Annotated in this window: 9 protein-coding genes; 4 read left to right on the top strand and 5 right to left on the bottom strand. The window is 60.0% G+C overall.

The window, feature by feature from the left end; genetic code table 11:
- Positions 1–2 precede the first annotated feature (2 nt).
- The 3 genes from I2I01_RS19365 to I2I01_RS19355 all read right to left on the bottom strand — a co-directional run bounded on the left by I2I01_RS19365 (position 3) and on the right by I2I01_RS19355 (position 13,683).
- Positions 3–10,277, bottom strand: a complete 10,275-nt coding sequence (locus tag I2I01_RS19365; RefSeq protein ID WP_196288146.1) for an MBG domain-containing protein — start codon at positions 10,275–10,277, stop codon at positions 3–5.
- Positions 10,278–11,521: 1,244 nt separating this feature from the next.
- Entirely contained in the window at positions 11,522–12,901 is a 1,380-nt protein-coding gene (locus tag I2I01_RS19360; protein WP_196288145.1) for an NAD(P)/FAD-dependent oxidoreductase, read from the bottom strand.
- A 95-nt stretch (positions 12,902–12,996) separates the two neighbouring features.
- The gene (locus I2I01_RS19355) at positions 12,997–13,683 is read right to left on the bottom strand and encodes a carboxypeptidase-like regulatory domain-containing protein (protein ID WP_196288144.1); all 687 of its coding nucleotides are present in this window, start codon (positions 13,681–13,683) and stop codon (positions 12,997–12,999) included.
- 102 nt (positions 13,684–13,785) lie between these two features.
- On the opposite strand from I2I01_RS19355, the gene I2I01_RS19350 reads away from it, so the two are divergent.
- From I2I01_RS19350 to I2I01_RS19335, 4 genes are all read left to right on the top strand, one after another.
- Positions 13,786–14,175 carry an ArsR/SmtB family transcription factor gene (locus tag I2I01_RS19350; RefSeq protein ID WP_196288143.1) on the top strand — a complete coding sequence of 130 codons (390 nt, stop codon included), beginning with the start codon at positions 13,786–13,788 and terminating at the stop codon, positions 14,173–14,175.
- 114 nt (positions 14,176–14,289) lie between these two features.
- Positions 14,290–14,610 (top strand): (2Fe-2S) ferredoxin domain-containing protein, encoded by a 321-nt coding sequence (locus tag I2I01_RS19345; RefSeq protein ID WP_196288142.1) that lies wholly within the window; start codon positions 14,290–14,292, stop codon positions 14,608–14,610.
- A gap of 83 nt (positions 14,611–14,693) precedes the next feature.
- Positions 14,694–15,959: a BamA/TamA family outer membrane protein gene (locus I2I01_RS19340; protein WP_196288141.1), complete on the top strand. Its 1,266-nt coding sequence runs from the start codon at positions 14,694–14,696 to the stop codon at positions 15,957–15,959.
- A gap of 289 nt (positions 15,960–16,248) precedes the next feature.
- Entirely contained in the window at positions 16,249–17,499 is a 1,251-nt protein-coding gene (locus tag I2I01_RS19335) for a glycosyltransferase (RefSeq protein WP_196288140.1), read from the top strand.
- On the opposite strand, the gene I2I01_RS19330 is transcribed toward I2I01_RS19335, so the two are convergent.
- The gene (locus I2I01_RS19330) at positions 17,496–18,092 is read right to left on the bottom strand and encodes a class I SAM-dependent DNA methyltransferase (protein WP_196288139.1); all 597 of its coding nucleotides are present in this window, start codon (positions 18,090–18,092) and stop codon (positions 17,496–17,498) included. The two genes, I2I01_RS19335 and I2I01_RS19330, sit on opposite strands and share 4 nt — an antisense overlap.
- On the bottom strand, positions 18,089–18,844 hold the full coding sequence (locus I2I01_RS19325; RefSeq protein WP_211538046.1) for a PIG-L deacetylase family protein: 756 nt from the start codon (positions 18,842–18,844) through the stop codon (positions 18,089–18,091). Before I2I01_RS19325 ends, I2I01_RS19330 begins: the two co-directional genes overlap by 4 nt.
- Between the last annotated feature and the right edge of the window lie 11 nt (positions 18,845–18,855).

The following is an 18,855-nucleotide window of genomic DNA, read 5'->3' as shown; positions in this document are numbered from 1 at the left end:
ATTTACTTCACCACGTTGATGCGCTGGTTTTCCACCTTGCCGTTTGAGATGAGGCGGCAGAGATACACCCCAGCAGCCAACTTTTCGGTTTGTACCGGCACGTAATACTCCTGGCCGCTTTGCACCTCGGCGTTGTAGAGCGTGGCCACCAGAGCCCCGAGTTGGTTGTAGAGGTACACCTGGGCTTTGCCACCCTTCTCGGTGTGGAAGTGCACGGTGCCCTGTGCAGCCATTGGGTTCGGGTAGAGCTCTAGCAAGGTGCCGTTGCCAAGCTTCGTGGTGTTAGCATCTGCAGCGGCTTCGCTGATGGTTTGCGTGATGCTGTTACCCGTCGTGTTGGAAGGCGAAGAAGTCGAAGAACTGTCCGTTGTAATAGCATTTCTTGCCGCGAGCGTGCCGCTATTCACTACCAAGTTGCCACCCTGCAAGTACAACTCGCTGGTGCTGGTAGTGGCCCAGTTGCTCGAGTAGAAAATGCCACCGCTGTTATCAAACACCGTCACGCCAATCTGGTCGTTGGTGCCGGGGGTTCCGCGGTCAGTCATGGTCACCTGGAGGGTCATATTGCCCACCACTGACACAGCCTGCAGTGGGTTGGTAACATCCTGCATGTTAGCCTTGCCGTTGAAAACAGCAGTTTTGGCGAGAGCGTTTTGGCTGTTCACTGTCAGCGACGTCATGGCATTGCCCTTAATCTGATAGGTGTGCAGAGTCCGCACGCCCGTCACGGCATCGGTTTCAGTTCTTCTGAAAATGATATTGATAGTACCCTGAAGGCTCTTGCCCGACTTGTTGTACCGAACGTTGAAACCGAAGTTGGTCCGCCGGCCGGCATCGGAAGCATAGCTGCCCGACGAAGCCGTTGGGGCCACGTAGCCACCACCGGTGATGAAGTCGTTGAGCGGCTTGTACACGTTAATTACTGTGCTTGCTTCATCAGCAGTTGAGGCAACGGTGTAGTTGCCACTGCCAGCGGTGGAGCCGCCCACTTCGATGCTCAGCGTATAGTTACTGGCGTCGGCGGCGCCGATGTCAACATTCTTCTTCACCAGCACCGTGCCGGTTTTGGTATCGGTGCTGTTTACGAGGCCAACCGTAGTCCAACCTTGGGGGTCGGTGATGGCGCCGTTCGAACTGGAGGTATTTACTACGGGGAGGCCGTCGAGCAGGAAGCGAATTTTAGCTGTGGTGATGTTGCCGCTCGAAGCCGCCGCCACATCCCGCAGGGTGGCGCTGAGCGTGAGCACAGCCGCGCCGCAAGTGGTGCAGGAAGTAGCCACGCTTTCAAGCCCCGTGTACGTCAGCTCGGCCGTTTGGCGAGAAATGGTCAGGGTGCCGTTGGTCTTGGTCAGGTTATAGTTGGCCAGCACGGCCGGAGTTGCCGTCACATCGGCCACGATGGCGTAGGTGCCTACGCCCGTGGTAACTGTGGCGGTGGTCGAGTACGCCTTGGTGATGTTATCGCCGTTCATCACGCCGGTCAGCGTGCCGGTGAAGGTCGGGTTGGCTTGGCCGTATAACTTCCCCTTATCGTCGGCACTCACCGTCAAGGGGGCCTTGCCGATGGTCAGCGTACCGTTGGCGGGGGCGAAGCTGTAGTTCGTGGCCGTCAAAGCAGTTACTACCGGTGTGAGCGTGTAAGAAGTGGCGCTGGCGTCTATGGCCGTGGTGGCCGCGCCGGTGTAGGTCACCGCGCCGCTAATCACGCTGGCGGTTTCGTTATTCACAAAGCCCGAGGGCGTGTAAGTAAAGGCAGTGTATACCTTCCCGTCGTAGGTTTTGCTCTTGTTGTCGGCAGTGATGGTTAGTTGGGCCTTGTTCACCGTTAGCGTGCCAACGGGGTTACTTGCCGTATAGTTGCCGAGCTTGTTGTTAGGGTCCACCAAGGCGCCGATAATATCGTAAGTACCTACGTTCGAGGTTGCTAATGAGCCCGTGCTAGAGCGGGTGACGGTGATGCCATCGTTGTTGAGCACACCCACCAGCGTGCCGGCGTAATCGGCGTTAGCCAAAGTCTGACCGTAGGTCTTGCTGCGGTTGGTGTTAGCCACCGTTAGCATAGCCGGGGTCACTGTCAACTTACCTGCGTCAGAACCAGTGGTTACGTAGGTGATGGCGTAGTTGCCCAACGATGTAGCAAGTCTGGTTATGGTGTTCGTTCCCGCAACAGCGGTACTCGGGGCGATGTCGTAGCTGCCAACCGAGGCCGTGTTTATAGTTCCTACGCTGGTCAAAGCTACGCTAGCAACTACGTCGCCATTGACCAGACCCACCGGAATAAAAGCCGAATTGCCAAGCGTCAACGCATCACCATATATCTTGGTGCGGTTGCCTGCCGTGATAGTCAAACCTTTCTGGCCGATAGTAAGCGTGCCGTCAACGTAGTTGATGATGTAGTTGTCCAAACCGGTGCCTATTGCGGCCGAAGCCATAATGGGTGAGGTTCCTACTGAAACGGTAGCGGCAGCGCCAGCGCTAGCCAGCGTGACGTTGCTAATCACGTCGCCGTTGACGAGCGCACCTACGGGCGTGGTGAACTCGGTGCCAGCAAAGGTGACAGCGTCGCCGTAAGTCTTGGTGCGGTTGCTAGCCGTAATGGTTAAGCCCTTCCGACCAACGGCTAGCGTGCCGTTCACGTAGTTAACGGTGTAGTTGCTCAATCCCGTGCCAGATGCGGCCGATGGCTCAACGTCGTAACTGCCCACGGCTGCCGTGACGGCAGCACCTGTACTAGTGAGCACAACGCTGTTAACAGCATCGTTATACACTAAGCCGGAGGTCGTGAAGGCGGAAGTGCCGAGCGTCAACACATCACCGTAAGTCTTCATGCGGTTGCCGGCCGTTACAGTCAGCGTGGCTTTATTCACGTTGATGGTAGCATAAGCCGTAGCGGGCGTGTTGTAGTTGGCCAGGTCCGTCGGTAAGAAATTTACCGACATGGTTTGTCCAGCGCCGGCTGAGAGCTTAGCACCTGCTGCGGGCGAGTAAGTGAATACACCAACAACAGGAGTCGAAGCGTTAGCAGCCGTGGCGTTAAGCTGCGTTGCGCTCAAGGCCGTGCCATACGTAATGTCAGCCGGGTTGTTCCACGTCAGAACCGGGGTAGCCTTGGTGATGGTGAACGCAGTGGCGTTGTGCGGAGCTTGGCAGAAATTGTAGTTGGCAGCACTCAGTCCCGAGCCGGTAATGGCGTACGAGCCCACATTGCTGGCGCTGGTAGCTGTGGTGGTGAATGCCAACGTACCAGTGGTAGCCGAAGCCTGCGTGTCGTTAGCTACAAAGCCGGTTACAGTGCCCGCAAGGGCCGGGTTCGTTGTGCCGTAGGTGCGCGTTACAGCCGTGGCAGCATACGTCAGCAGAGCTTTGTTGATGGTGAGCGTGGCGTTAGTCTTGGTTAGGGTGTAGTTGGCCAGCACGTCCGAAGTAGCGTTGACATCGGCCACGATGGCGTAAGGGCCTACGCCCGACGTAGCCGTTGCGCTTGTCGAGTAGGCTTCGGTGATGAGGTCGTTGTTCATCACGCCGGTGAGGGTGCCGGTCAGGGTCGGGTTGGGCTGACCGTAGGTCTTCGCCTTGTCGGCCGCCACCACGCTGAGCGCGGCCTTGGTCACTTCCAGCTTGCCGCTGGCCTGGTAGGCGATGTCGTAGTTGTCGAGCCCGGAACCAACGGCCATGCTCGGGGTGATGGCATATCCGGGCGTGTTCACGCCGGCTGCGGCGGCTTCGCCGGCGCTGGCCAGCGTGACGCCTGTCACCGTGTTGCCGTTGACCAGGCCCGTCGCCGTGAAATCGGCCGCGGTGATGGTGGCGCCCAAGGGATAGGCCGTGCCGTACACCTTGCTGCGGTTGGTTGCCGCAATAGTCAGGCTCTTCTGATGCATGGACAGCAGCCCATCTGCATAGGCGATGTCGTAGTTTTCTAGCCCAGTGCCAACGGCAGCCGATGGGACAATGGCATAGCCCGTGGCGCTGTAGGCTGCGGAAGCCGGTGCACCGGTGCTCGTAAGCGTCACACTGGTCACGCTATTTCCATTCACCAGACCTGAGCTGGTGAACTCCGTGCCCGTAAAAGTTACATCGTCGCCATAAATCTTGGAGCGCGAATTAGCCGTTATTACCAGCTGAGCGTGGTTCACCGTGAGGTGAACGGAAGCATTGGCGGCGTTATAGTTGTTGGTAGCAGCGGCATTCACGCTCAGCGACTGGGGGCCAGCGCTCAGCACCGTGCCGGCTACAGGCGAATACGTCAGGGCGCCATCGCCGCTGGTGCGGGCGTTGAGCTGTCTGCCCGACAAAGCCGTGCCATAGAAGATGGCCGCGGGGTCCGTCCACGTAATTGCCTGGTTGGCTTTGCCAATGGTAATGTTAGCAGAGTTGTTCGCCGTGGCGTAGTTGGTGCTGCCCGGGTAGGTAGCAGTCACGATATAGTCGCCTGCGTCCGTGGGAGCCACCGTCGAGTGGTAGCTGTTGGGGGCTGTGCCATTGGGCGTGCCGGTGTAGTCCAGCGTCACTGCCGACATCAGTTTGAGGCCGGTGGCGCCAATAGCAGAGTAGGCTGTTGCGCCGTGCGGCAAGCCATTGTAAGCGCCGCTGAAGCCGCTAACAGTTACGGTCACGCCAGCTTGGTCGATGTGGAGTGTGCCCGTGGCATCGGTAGCGGCGTAATCATCATTGGATAGCGAGGCGGTTACTTGGTACGTGCCGGCATCGGTGGGGCTGGCCACGGGCGAATAGTTCACGCTCACGCCACTCAGGCCGTCCGGATTGGTGGTAGTCCCAACTGTTCTGGCTGAGCCGTTATAGGTCTGCTGCAAGTCGTCTTGCACCAAAGCCAGCGTAGCGGATGCCTTCGTCGCCGCGACCGTAGCTTCAACCATAGTGGCAGGTTCGTAGTTGTCGTCGCCGCCTTGGCTGTAGGTCACCTTGCCGGAGCCCGTGCCGCTGGTCATGGTGTAGGTGGCGCCAGTATTAGTCAGCTTGCCGGTGCTGCCGTAGCTTACGGGTAGGCCTGAGCTTGCACTAGCTGCTACGGTAAAGTTCGTGTTGTACACAGCCGTGTTCGGCGCGGGCGTCACAACGGTAATCGTTTGTGAAGCCTTGGCAATTTCCAGCTTAGCGGTAGCCGAGCCCACGTAGTTGTCGTTGGTCAGGCTAGCATCCACCGTGTACGACCCGGCGTTGATGGGCAGGGTTGCGGAGCCATTATACGTAACGTTCACCGTGCTCAGGCCCGTAGGCACCGTGGTAACCGTGGCGCCTTTTGCAGTGCCGTTGAACACATGGGTCAGGCCCGTGATGTTGAGTTGCGCCACGGCCTTGTCAATGGTAAAGGATTGGCTAACCGAGGTTGCGGCCTGGTAGTCGTTATCGCCGGCCTGTGTGGCCGTGATGGTAGCCTGGCCGGCGCCCGTGATTTGCACAGTATTGCCGCTAACGGTAGCGGCGCCGGTAGCCGAGAAGGTGATGGGCAGCGGAGACGTGGTAGAGGCGCTTACCGTGAAGTCAGCGTCGCCATAAGTTTTGTTGCCCAGCGCCGTAAACGTAATGGTTTGCGCGGCCGGCATCACCTGCAAGTCAACCGTGGTGGTTGCCTCGTTGTAGTTGGTAGTAGCGGCGGCGGTCACGCTCAGGGTGTGGGTGCCGGCGCGCAACACGGTGGCTGCTGCCGGGGTATAGGTTAGGGTACCCGGAGCCGAGCCGCCATTCACGCCCGTTACGGTGGCGTTGAGCTGCGTGCCCGACAATGCCGCGCCGTAGGTGATGGCCGTCGGAGCCGACCACGAGATGTGCTGGTCGACTTTGCGCACAGTCAGTGCGTTGTCCATGCCGGCACTGCCATAATTGCTGCTGCTCGGAGTGAAGGTTACACGCAGCGGGTAAGCCGAGGAGTTGGCATCCAGCACGGTGGCATCGGTAACAACGGTAGCATCTTGCTTGTACTCGAAGCTGCCCTGCACCGGTGAACCTGCAAACGTGGCCGTGGCGTTGAGCAGACCGGCCAGGCTGGTGCCGTAGTTGATGGCGCTGAGCGGGGCCCAAGTAACGATGGGCGTAGCCGGCGCCACCGTGAAGGTTTGCTGCACCGGAGCAGCCGCCACATAGTTGGCATTGCCGGCTTCCGAGGCCGTCACCGTCACGTTGCCCGCGCCGGTAATAGTGAGCGTGTTGCCACTGATGGTAGCCGGGCCGCCAGCCACCGTAAACACCACATTATCACCTGAAGTAGCGCTGGCCGTCAGGTTGAACGAGGCATCGCCGAACGTTTTGTCGCCCAGTGGACCGAAGGTGATGGCGTTGGATGCTTGGGCTATAACCAGCGTGCCGTTGGCCGAGCCCGAGAAGTTGTCGTTGTTCAGCGTGGCTACCACGGCATAGGAGCCTGCGTTGGTCGGAGCCGTGGTCGAACCGTCGTATGTGAACGTGTAGGTGCTGGTACCCGTGGCACTGGTCGTGGCAGTAGCCGCCTTAGCCAAACCATCGTAGGTCGGGTTCAGGCTGCCGAGGGTAACGGTGGCCACGGCTTTCCCGATGCTCATGCTGCCCTGGGTTTCAGCCGGGTTGTAGTTGCCGTCGCCGTCGAAAGCACCTTTCACGTCATAAATACCCACCGTTACGGGAGCAGTGGTACCGAAGCTGCTCGCACCAGCTGCTTTGTACGTGACATTAGCGGCGCCCAGGCTGGTATTTTGCACGCCCGTCACGGTGCCGGTCACCGGCTGTGCTGAGCCCGTGTAAGTGTAAGAAGGCGCCAGGTTCAGGGCCACCGTAGGCGTGGCCTTGCTGATGGCCACAGCAGCCGTGCTGGTCTTGTCCTTGTAGTTGGTGCCACCGGTGAAGGTCCAGGTAGCGGTACCGCCGGGTACGTTGGTGAAGCTGGTGCCAAACGAAAGGCTGTTGTTCAAGCTTTCGCCGCTCACGCCGGTGGCCGTGCCCGTCAGGCTGTGGGCTGCGCCGTCATACGTACCCGAGTAGGGGGTAATATTAACTGTAGCGTCGGCTTTGTTAATGGTCAGCGTGCCGGTTTGTGGCGCGGCGGCAGCATAGTTACTGTTCCCTGCAAAAGAAGCCGTCACATCATACAATCCCGCATTAAGCGGCGTTGCCAGGGCGTTGTTCTGCTGGTAGGCCACGGAGGCATTGCCCAGCGAAGCGCCGCCCACGCCCGTCACCGTGGCGCTGCTCACGCCGTGCTGGTTGCCGTCGTACAGATAGGGGCCGCCCACAGTCAATGCAATGGTAGGCGTGGCTTGGGTGATGCCGACGGTGGCGCTGCCGCTGGCGCTGTTGTAGTTGTTGTCGCCGGCAAAGCTCCAGGTGGCGCTGCCGCCGGGTACGTTGGTAACCCCCGCGCCGTAGGAGAGCAGGTTGCTCAGGTCAACGGAGGCTTGGGTGGCGCTGTTGATGCCCGAGGCCTGGCCGCTGGCGGCGTGTACCTGGCCGTCATACGTCACGCTGTAGTCTGGCACATTTATGGTCGCATTGGCCTTCGTGGCGCTGACGTTAACCGTCACATCGGGGGCGGCATTGTAGTTGTTGTCGCCGGCTTGCGAGTACGTGACCGTGCCGGTGCCTGTGCCGCTGTTCATGCGGTAGGAAGCTGCCGCGTTGCTCAGAGGAGTCGTGCTCCCATAGCTCACCGGCAAGCCCGAGCTGGCCGTGGCCGCTACTGTGAAGGTAGTGTTGTAAGTAGCCGAGGCCGGAGCGGGCGTGCCAACCGTAATGGTTTGGTCGGCTTTGTTGATGACCAGTGTGCCGGTGGCATCGCTGGCCTGGTAGTTTGCATCAGTCAGCGCAGCTAGCACAGCATAGCTGCCAGCGTTGGTAGGTGCTGTAGAAGCGGCGTCGTAAGTGAGGGCGACGCCCGTGAGGCCGACCGGGTTGGTGGTAGCAGTTACGGTTTTAGCCGAGCCGTCGTAGGTTTGGGTCAGGTTGCTCAGCGTAATGGTAGCTGAGGCCTTGTTAATGGTGAGTGAACCATCAGCCGGGGCGAAGCTGTAGTTAGCGGCCGTCAGGGCCGTTACCACTGGCGAGAGCAGATAGGGAGTGGTGCTGGCGTTGGTAGCCGTAGTGGCCGCGCCGGCGTAGGAAATCGAGCCGCCAATCACGTTGCTGTTATCACCATTCACGAAGCCTGAGGGCGTGTAGGTGAAGCCCGAGTATACTAGACCATCGTAGTTCTTGATCTTGTTGTCGGCCGTGATGGTCAGCACCGCTTTGTCCACGTTGATAACGGTGGAAGTTCCGATAGGCGAAGTGTAGTTGGTCCGGTCCATCGGTACAAAGCTTGCCGAAAGGTTTTGCCCGGCCCCGGCCGGGAGCTTGGTGTCAGCTGCTGGTGTATAGGTAAACGTGCCAGCAACAGTAGCAGTGGCATTGAGCTGGGTGGCCGAGAGGGCCGTGCCGTAGGTAATGTTGGCCGGATTGTTCCACGTCACAACGGGCGTAGCCTTGTTAATAGTCAAGGTGCCATTGGTGTATGTGAAGCTATAGTTGGCGGCTGCCAACGTGCCCGCACTGGCGGTGATGGGATAAGCGCCCACCGAACTGGCGGTGGTCGCGGTGGTGCTCACCGCAGGAGCGCCGCTCACGCCGCTGGTGGCAAGCGTTTCGCCATTCACGAAGCCCGAGTAGGAAGCGGTGAAAGCCGGATTGGCATCGCCGTAGGTCCTGCTCTTGTCGTCGGCCGTCACCGACAGGGCGGCCTTGCCAATGACGAGTTGCTTGCTGTTATCCGAAGCCGAATTGTAGTTGGCATTACCGGCGTAGGAAGCATACACGTCGTAAGCACCGGCATTCACCGGGCTCACGGCCGAGCCGTTTTGCTGGTAAACCACGGTGGCATTGCCCAGCGAAGCACCATCCACGCCCGTCACCGTGGCGTTGCTCACGGCCTTGGCTGTATTGGAGTAAGTGTAAGGGCCGCCTACCACAACAATTACCGTTGGGGTAGCTTTGCCGATAGCAAAGGCTGTGGCGGCGGTGGTAGCGGCATTGTAGTTAGTATTGCCGGCAAACGAGGCGGTCACCGAGTAGGTACCTGCGTTAGCAGGGGCCGTGGCTGAAGGACCGTAGGTGGTTGAGCCCGTACCGCTGTAGCTGAGCGTGGCCGTGGCCGAAGATAAGTCGGTTCCCACGCCGATGAGCGTGTATGAGCCGTCCTTGGCCGTGGCGTTATAGGTAAGGTTGGTGGCGGCCGTGGCTGTCAGGCTCGGATTAGCTCTGTTGATGGTTAGGGCCTTACTGTCTGAGGCACCGTTGTAGTTGGCCGAGGCCGTGTAGGTGGCCGTAACTGTATAGGTCCCGGCGTTGGTCGGAGCTGTAGCGCTAGCAGGGTATACCGTCGGACTCACGCCGGCGTAGCTGAGGCTCGCCGTCAGGTTCTCGGCCGGCGTACCCACGCCCGTGGCCATGTAGCTGCCGGCGTGCGCGTTGGCGTCGTAGGTGAAGCTGCCTCCCGTAGCTAACACCGTCGGCGTGGCCTTGGTGATGGCGAAGGTGCTGCCGGAGGCCAAGCTCAGCGAGTAATTGCTACCGGCCGAGAGCGTGCCCAGGGTGTAAGCGTACGAGCCCACGTTGGAGCCGGCCACGCGGCTCAGGGCGCCGGTGAAGGTGTCGGTGCCGAGCAGCGTGCCCGAGTAGGTGTAGGTCGGGTCGGTTTGACCGTAGACCTTGCTCTGATTGGCATCCGCGGTTACCGTTACCGACTTGGCCGTGATGTCGGCCAGTGAGGTGGCCGTGGCGTTGGCCGCCAGTACGTAGTTGCTGGCGGCTGCTCCCGTCAGGGACAGGCCGGTGGCCGTTACGGTCTTCCCTGTGCCCACATTTTTGGTGTCGAAGGTGGCGGCCGTCACGGCCAGGCCCACTTGCTCGTTGTTGACCATGCCCGTCACTGTCTGGCTATTTAGCGTGGCCGTGGCGGTGCCGTCGTAGGCTTTGCTGGCGGCCACAATAGCGGGCGTCAGGGTCTTAGCCGTTATGGCAAAGGAAGCCGGTACAAACGTAATGTCATAGTTGGTGTTGTTAGCGTTGGTCACCGTACCTTGGTTGATGGCGTAGGTGCCTACGTTCGAACCGGCCACGCGGGTAAGGCTGCCAGAGAGCGTTTCTGTGCCCACCAAAGCGGTGGTGGTGTAAGCGAAGGCAGTCGGGTCGTTCTGCCCGTAGACTTTGCTCTGGCCGGCGGTGGAGGTTACCGTCACCGGCTTTGGGCTTATGTTGAGGCTGTTGGTGGCATTGCTCAAGGTGTACGAAGCATCACCAGCAAAGCTGGCAGCCACTCCAGAAGCATAAGTTCCTGCCGTGATACCGCTCAAAATAACATTGGATATAGTCGCAACACCCGAAGCATCCGTTGTAGCCGTTCCAGCCGCAGTCCCATTAAGGGTGAAGCTAATGGTTTTACCACTTAATGCTGGAGTCAGAGCAGCCCTGAGATTTGTTGTTCCTCCATAAGTGCCAGACGCCGCATCTACTACAAGTGCGGTTGCAATCTTAATTGATGAAACTGTTAATGTGCCGGTAGCATTGCTTCCATCGGCGGATACAGTGAAATTACTTGTACCCTGAAAAGTTGAATTAGTAGTGTTTAATGTAAGTGTTGAGGTTACAGGTGTTGTTGAATTTTGCGGTACTCCAACACTTGATGGGCTGAAAGATGCCGTTACACCGGTTGGAAGTCCAGTAGCGGACAGAGCAACAGTAGAATTTGCCGGCGTGCTTTGTTTTCCTGTTATACTTACAGTGTATGTAAAGGTGGATGGGGTGTTGACATTATTTGATTGAGTACTAATAGAGATGCTACCAACAACATTACCATCCGTAAATGTTGTGTTAGCTGTCTGCCCTGAACTAGCTCCCGTAGCCGTTAGCGTAAATGACTCTCCCAAGTGGATGGGTTGAATCACAAACTGATTGTTATAGATGTGTCCTGTCCCATCAGCAGTTGCATATAGCACAGTGTTACCGTGTGTCACCTTGGAGTGGTCAATTTCAAGGCGAACCTGTTCGCCAGGTTGCCACCCATCCCCTTCTATCACGACTATATCTCCTGGCAGATAGTCTGCCATATCGGTACTAACGGTTGCAGTACCGCTATTTACTTGAGCATGCAGCGTTCCTATGGAACCGATTAGGCTCATGAGCAACACCAATAAGACCCCGAAGGCCCTATAATGCTTAGCTCGCGTTGCAAAAAGTAAAATTTGTTGCATACGGTGGGTTTGAAAAAGGTTTAAACGGGCAAAAAGTGGCGAAATCAGAAATGGAATGAGCAATCCTGCTTGAGATGAGCAAGCTTACTAATGGACAACAAAATCCCTAATAAATTAAAGTATTGCAAAAATAGATGAAATATTCCTGATAAAAAATTACACTTTGCCTATCCAGCCCTTTTTTTATTTATTCTTTTATTTCTTTATTCATAATGGTCCAACTTATCTGAAATGGAAAGAGCCTCAAGTGTCCTTTTAGCCGGAGCTAAGGGGCACTTGAGGCTCTTCGGGGTAAGAGCTGATGGGCTTTATTAGCCCGACACAGGTGTCTGAATCGCCGGTGGCGTCGGATTGTAATCAGGGGTAGCAGTGCGGTGCTCGGCGCTTTTCTTGCCCTTGTCATCTTTCACGTCGCGCCGGCTGAAGGGACGGATGATGAGGCGCAGGGCCTGGTCGGTGCTGAAGTAGCTGAAGGCCCAGTCGATGAAGGCCACCACCTTGTTGCGGAAGCCCACCAGCGTCATCAAGTGCACAAACAGCCAGGTAAACCAGCCGAAAAAGCCGTTGAAGTGCACGTTTTTGGGCAAGTCGACCACGGCCTTGTTGCGGCTCACAATGGCCATTGAGCCCTTGTTGTTATACACAAAATCCGTGGGCGTTTCGCCGCGCAAGATGCGCTGCAGGTTCTTGGCCAAGTGGTCGGCGTGCTGTTGGGCCACGGGCGCCAGCATGGGCAGGCCGCGGGGCATGTCCTCGGTCACCATGTTGGCCACGTCGCCGATGGCGAAGACGTTGGTCAGGCCCGGCACCTGGTTCCACAGGTTCACGTTGATGCGCTTGTTGCGGGTCACCACTTCGGCGGGCAGGCCGGGCACTTCGGCGCCGTTCACGCCGGCGGCCCACACCAGGTTTTCGGTCGGGATGAAGTCAGTATCGGTGTGGTAGGCCCGGCAGTTCTCAAATTTCTTGATAGACGTGTTCAACAGCACCTTCACGCCTAGCTCGTCGAGGTAGCGCTTGGCATCGGCCTGCGAGGCCGGCGACATAGGGCCGAGCAGCGCCGGCCCGGCTTCCACCAGGAAAATCTGCATGTGCTGCAGGTCCAGCTCCGGGTAGTCTTTGGGCAGCACGTGCTTGCGCATCTCGGCCAGCGAGCCGCTGATTTCCACGCCCGTGGGTCCGCCGCCCACCACCACGATATTGAGCAGGGCCTGCCGCTCCTCCGGGTTTTCAGTGAGCAGGGCTTTCTCAAAGTTCTGGAAAATGAAGCTGCGCAGGTTCAGGGCATTCGGGATGCTCTTGATTTGCATGGCATTGCGCTCAATGCTTTCCAGCCCGAAGAAGTTGGTGAGCGAGCCCGTGGCCAGCACCAGGTAGTCGTAGCGAATATCGCCCACGCTGGTCACCACGGTATTGCTGGCTGGCTCAACGCTGTGCACGTCGGCCATGCGGTAGAAGAAGTTTTTCTGGCCCGCGAAAATCTTCCGGATGGGGTAGGCGATGCTGTCGGCCTCCAGGGCGCCGGTGGCTACCTGGTAGAGCAGCGGCTGAAAGTTGTGGTAGTTGTTGCGGTCGATAACCACGACCTGAACCGGCGCCTTGCGCAGCGCCTTGGCTAGGCGCAGGCCCCCAAAGCCGCAGCCGATAATGACCACGCGGGGGTGCGCCGAAGCGGGAAGATTCGTATCCATAAGCTAGGAGTAAAGCAGCGTGCAAACCCTAGCTTTACCCCAAAACCGGAGCAGAAGTTGCCCCAAAATGCCCGCAATGGGCTACCGACGAGGTATTAATCGTCGTTGTATTTCTTCTTGAACTCGCCGTTTTTCACCTGCTGCACCAGCTTCAGCCAGCTGAAGGGGTTGATGAGCGGGTTGTTGGCATACACGCTGGGCCCGAAGCCAGCGCGCACGTCCTGGTTGTACTGCTGGTTCTGCATCGTCTGCCGGAAGTTGGCCACCGCGCCCATGGGCTGGGTGCGGAAAATGCGGTTCATCAGCTCCTCGTTGAGGTTGTCGGCGGCGGCGCTGCCTTTCTCGGTGGGCAGGCGCAGGGCCAGAAAGGCCTTCTTGAAGTCGCGCTCGGTGGTGTAGGGGAACACGCGCACCTCGGGTAGCACGGTGGCGTCCTCCACCAGCTGCACCACCACGGAGTAGCTCAGGCGCTGGTAGTCGGCCGGAATGATGATGGTTTGGTTGGCGTAGCCCAGCGAGCGGATGACGATGCTGTCGCCGGCCAGCACAGCCATGGAGAAGTAGCCGTAGGCGTTGGAGGAAGTGCCGCGCCCGGCCCGGGGCACGTAGATGCTGGCGCCGGGCACGCCCAGCAGACTGTCGCCGCTGGCCACAATGCCCGTGAACTGCACGATTTTGCGCTTGCCTTGCGCGTGCGCCGAGGGGGCCGCCAGCAGCAGCGTGCCCAGCAGGGCTACGGCAAAAAAGAAGGAGAAGCGACGAAAGCGCAAGAAATCAGGCATGTTCAAAAGTCAAGTAAACAAATATACGGCTTGGGGGCCAGGGCCGATGGTAACTTTGGCCGGTAGCCGTTGAGGCAGCCGTTCCTCACCACCAGACAGCAGATGCGCTTGAAACATTTCACGGTTGCTTTTGGGCAGCAACTTTTTAAATCGTTGGGCGACGAAAGCCGCGTGCGCATCCTGCATTTGCTGTGGCGCAACAAGGAAATGGTGGTGGCCGATTTGGAACAGGTGCTCGACTTCACCCAGACCAAAACCAGCCGGCAATTATCGTACTTGAAGAATGCAGGTTTGGTGAACGTGCGCCGGCTCGACAACTGGATGTACTACTTCTTGAAGGAAGAGGCGGCCGAGCTGCTGCAAGAGTTGCTTGGCTTCATGGAAAAAGACCCGCAGCTGCTGCGCGACCAGCAGATATACCAAACCCTGTGGTCGAACCGCGAGTTGGCCGCGTATAAGCTGCAGAACCGGCATTGGCACGGGCCGAATTAGGGTAGGAGGGTAAAGAGGCAGGAAGGAAAGCGCTGCATTTCTTGGCTCTTATGCTGTCAGTCCGCGTTCTGTCAACTGTTACCCCCATACCCGCCCGCCCTCATACCCCTTCCCATGAGCACCTCCCGCCGCCTCTTTGTGTGCACTCACCAAAAGTCCGGAGTGGGGGAGGACGTGGCCAAAGCCCTGAAAAAAGAACTCAAGCACCAGGGGCTGAAAAAGCAGGTCGTTGACGGCCAAAAGCTCCGCACCCAGGTGCAAACCTGCGACTGCCTCGACCTGTGCCGCAACTGCAAAAAGGGCCCCGGCGCCGCCCTTATCGCCTACCCCGAAGGCACCGTGTATGGCAACGTGCGCCCCGCCGATGCCGCCGAGCTGGTGACCGAGCATGTGGGCCGGGGCAAGGTGCTGAAGCGGCTGCGCGTAGAAGGATAAGCTCATCATTGGGGCCACCTCCAACCGTAGCGCGCTGTAATCCGTTGATAGCACAATTCATCCGTTACTCATTCGTCGCTCCCATGCGCTTTCCCCTCGCAGCCCTGCTTCTGACCGGGCTGGCTTTCTCCGCTGCCGCCCAGCCGGCGGCCCCTTCCGATACCGATTCTGTTAATACCGCCCCCCGCACCGGGCTGGTGCCGCTGGCCACCCGCGCCGCGGCGCAAGCGCAGGGCAGCAAGTCGTTTGGCCAGCTGGGCAAAAGCGGCCGCCTGAGCTTGCTGCCCATTCCGGTGCTGTTCTATCAGGCCGAAACGGGCTTCGGCTACGGTTTGGGCGCCCTGCTCAGCGGCCGCTTCTCCGACGACACCCTCACGCGCCCGTCCAACGCCCGCCTGCAGTACTGGACCACTCAGAAGGGCCAGTCGCTGCTGCAGCTGGTGCACTCCGTGTACACGCCCGGCGAGAAGTTTTACCTCAACGGCGAAATCAGCGCCTACGACATTTTGCTGTACTACTACGGCAAGGGGCCGAACTCGCTCAGCGCCGATGAGTCGGAAACCAACTACAACCTGTTCATCATCAACCAGCGCCTGCAGAAGCAGATTGCGCCCAAGTTGTTTTTCGGCGCTCAGTACCGCTTCACCTCCATCTCGAAGCTCGACGTGCCGGGCAATAACCTGGACAATAACCGGCCCAATATCTTCTACACCGAGCCGCGCATGACCGAGCGCGAGCGCCAGAATACCCGCGTTTCGGGCCTCGGCCCGGTCATTTCCTATGACACGCGCGACGTGCCCCTGGCCGCCTTCAAGGGCAATTTGCTGGACTTTGGCGTCACTTTCAACGGCACGGGCCTGGGGTCTGACTACCGCTTTGTGCGTTACCAGCTCGACGCCCGCCACTTCCAGCCCTTGGGCTCCAACCGGACCATTCTAGCCGCGCAGTTCCTCGGGCAGTTCCACACCGGCGACGTGCCCTTCCGCGAGCTGGCCGGCATCGGCGCCAACCTGGGCGGTACGCTCTACAACAACGCCAACCTGCTGCGCGGCATCTACGAGCAGCGCTTCCGCGACCGGCAGATGATTATGTTCCAGGCCGAAATCCGGCAGAAGCTATTTCCCAATGGCGGCAAAGTGCTAAGCCGTTTTGATGCGGCCGTTTTTGGCGGCGTCGGCAACGTAAACAACTACATCGACAAGTTTGCCCTGAAAGACACCAAGTATGCCGGCGGCGCCGGTATCCGCTTCAACTTCATCCGGCGCGACCGGGTGAACCTGCGCCTCGACTATGCCGGTGGTACCGGCAGCTCGCCGGGTATTCTTTTCGCCATTGGCGAAGCATTCTAGCGCGTCGAGCCAACCATTGCCAAGGCCTTGCTTCAACCGGAGCAAGGCCTTTTTTCTAGCCATTTATACGTACTTTTTTCATGCATTTATACTTAAAAACAACAGGCTGCTTTACGGCGGAGTAGGCTTGCGTTTTACCGAAGGAAAAAAACACGCATGTAAATGCTACATCTTTAATTAGTTAAACCTATCATAGCGAACGCCGCAATCGGGAGAATAGCTGAACCGTTGATAAAGGCTGTTAAGCTGAGCCCTATCCTTATGCTGAAGGCTGGCGTACACCGGCTCGATGAACCACGCTACGCCCGCTCGTTTTCTGGCTGCTAATGAGGCTACCGCTACTGCCCCCGCCCCCCAAGCAGCCGACCGGCTAATGCCGCTGCTGCGCCGGGGGCGCAGCGCGCGCTTGCTGCATCAGCAGTTGCCGCCGCCGCACCCTGCGCTGCGCATGAGCGTCATCATCCCAGCCAAAGACGAAGTGGCCAACCTACCGGCCACCCTGGCGGCGCTGGCGGCGCAGACTGATTTGCACGGCCGGCCCTGGCCAGCGGGCAGCTTCGAGGTGATTGTACTGGCCAACAACTGTACCGACCATACCGCCGACCTGGTGCGGGAGCAGGCCCGGCGCTTTCCCACGCTGGTGCTGCACGTGGCCGAGCTGTGCCTGCCCACCGCCAAAGCCCACGTGGGCCGGGCCCGTCGCCTGCTCATGGACGAGGCCTGCGCCCGGCTAGAGCTGCTGGGCCGCCGCCACGGCATCATTGCCAGCACCGACGCCGATACGCGCGTGGCCCCCACCTGGCTGGCCGCCATCGAGGCCGAAATAGCCGCCGGGGCCGATGCCGTGGGCGGCCGCATCCTCACCGAGATGCGCGGTCCGGCGCTGCGCCCGCTCCGCCGCATCCAAACGGCCGACGCGGCCTACCGCTTGCTCTGCGCCCGGCTCGAAGGCCTGCTCGACCCCGCCCCGGCCGACCCCTGGCCGCGCCATCACCAGCATTTTGGCGCCAGCCTGGCCCTCACCGCCCACGCCTACCGGCTAGTGGGTGGCTTGCCCGAAGTACGCTACCTGGAAGATGAAGCCCTGTGCCAGGCCCTGCGGCGGCACGATTTGAAGCTGCGCCACAGCCCCGCCGTGCAGGTGCTAACGTCGGCCCGCCGGCAGGGCCGGGTGGAAGTAGGGCTCTCGTGGCAGCTGCGCGAATGGCTGCACCTGAGCCGGCAGCAGCGCGAGCCGCAGGTAGAAAACCCCGTGCAGCTGGCCCGGCGCTGGCAGCTGCGCCGCCAGCTGCACGCCTGCTGGCGCAACTGCCCCGGCGCCGAAACCGCCGCGCTGGTTACCCGTCTGGGTTTGCCTAAAATGCTGGTGCTGAAACAACTGCGACAGGCTGCCACCTTCGGCGTGCTTTGGGAATGGGCACTGGCAAATAGCCCGGCCTTGGCCGTGGCATCGGTGCCGCTGTCGCAGGCTTTGCTGCTGCTGCCGCGCCTCATTCAAAGCCATTTGGTGGCCGCAGGAGTTGGCGTGGCGGCCGGCTAGCGTTTCTCCAGCAGGTCGAGCCGGTACTGCTCGTGCCGTTGGCCGGTGAGGTGCCGCAAGGGGCCACCCTCCACGGTTTTTGCTAGAAAAAACGCGTGCACGTCGTCGCCCGTCAGCGGGTAATCGTGCACCGGCGGCGTCCAGTGCACCAGCAGTAGCTGGCCGCCGGGCTGCAGGGCGGCAATGAATTTTTCGGCCGCCCGGGCCAGGTCGGCCGGCGACCAGTAGTAACCGACTTCTGACAATAAAATCAGGTCGAAGCTCTGGCTGGGAAATTCGTCCGGCACCTGCATCTGGCGGATTTCGACCTGCGGCAGTGCCGCGCAGCGGGCGCGGGCCTGGGCCAGCGCGGCCTCGCTCACATCCACGGCCAGCAGGTGGCCGCAGCGCGGGGCCAGCTGCGCCGTGAGCACGCCCAGCGAACAGCCCACTTCAAAAACTTCGGCGTAGTGCGTGCGCGGCAGCGCGGCCAGCGTGGCGGCGTACTTCTCGCGCTCGTAGGGGCTGGTTTCAAAATTCCACGGGTCGCGGTTGGCCTGGTACACGTGGTCGAAATATTCCGGCGGCAGGGTGTTGGGCTGGTTCTCGTTCATGGTGCTACAGCTTCAAAAAAGACTTCATACGGCACCGCGAAGTGCGCCAGCATTTCCTCGGACAATAAAAAACCCGCGGCATCGTCGGTAAATACGCCCGGCGCCACCTGCGAGCGGTGCGCCGCAATGGCCCGCTGCTTCTGCGCCACGGCCGCTTCAATGTTCACGCGGAAGCCCTGCACTTGGTCGGCCCCGGTGGGAACGTCGTCGGAAGCGGCGCGCTCCCAGGCCCACACCACGTATTCGAGTCGGCGCGGCGGGTACGGCATTTCGGCCAAAGCGGCCGCCACCAGCTGGCTGGTGGCGCGGTGGTCGGGGTGAGGGTCGCGCCGCCAGGGCACCAGCACCGTGGCTGCGGCGTGCTGCTGCAGAAACTCCCGCAGTTGCGAGGCTGCAGCGGTAAAGCCTGGTTCGGCGGGGGAGCCGGGCACGCGGCTGTCGGGCAGGTGCAGCAGCAGCGGCTCGGCTTCGTCAATTCCCAAGAGGGTGAGGGCGTGCCGGAACTCGGTCTCGCGCACCGCCCGCCGGGCTTCGGGTGAGAACAGCCGGGAATTGGGGTGCGACATCGTCCCGTCGCTCACCAGCACCGCCGCCACGGGCAGGCCCGCCTGCCGCAGAAGCGCCAGCAGGCCGCCGCAACCCAGGGCTTCGTCGTCGGGATGCGGCACTACCACTACAGTGGTGCCCAGCGAGGCAGCAAAAGCGGCCGGCCGCAAGGGATAATTCTCGAAGGGAAGGGTGTTGTCGGGCAAGGGAATGTTGC

Source organism: Hymenobacter properus, assembly GCF_015694735.1.
Taxonomy (GTDB): Bacteria; Bacteroidota; Bacteroidia; order Cytophagales; family Hymenobacteraceae; genus Hymenobacter; species Hymenobacter properus.
Note: the sequence above shows the minus strand (reverse complement) of the source record. Positions and strands in the feature narration are given on the sequence as shown.

What these genes read in the sequence shown, in the direction of transcription:
- I2I01_RS19360 (WP_196288145.1), bottom strand. Translation starts at nt 12,901, where the DNA reads ATGGATACGAATCTTCCCGCTTCGGCGCACCCCCGCGTGGTCATTATC.
- I2I01_RS19355 (WP_196288144.1), bottom strand. Translation starts at nt 13,683, where the DNA reads ATGCCTGATTTCTTGCGCTTTCGTCGCTTCTCCTTCTTTTTTGCCGTA.
- I2I01_RS19350 (WP_196288143.1), top strand. Translation starts at nt 13,786, where the DNA reads ATGCGCTTGAAACATTTCACGGTTGCTTTTGGGCAGCAACTTTTTAAA.
- I2I01_RS19345 (WP_196288142.1), top strand. Translation starts at nt 14,290, where the DNA reads ATGAGCACCTCCCGCCGCCTCTTTGTGTGCACTCACCAAAAGTCCGGA.
- I2I01_RS19340 (WP_196288141.1), top strand. Translation starts at nt 14,694, where the DNA reads ATGCGCTTTCCCCTCGCAGCCCTGCTTCTGACCGGGCTGGCTTTCTCC.
- I2I01_RS19335 (WP_196288140.1), top strand. Translation starts at nt 16,249, where the DNA reads ATGAACCACGCTACGCCCGCTCGTTTTCTGGCTGCTAATGAGGCTACC.
- I2I01_RS19330 (WP_196288139.1), bottom strand. Translation starts at nt 18,092, where the DNA reads ATGAACGAGAACCAGCCCAACACCCTGCCGCCGGAATATTTCGACCAC.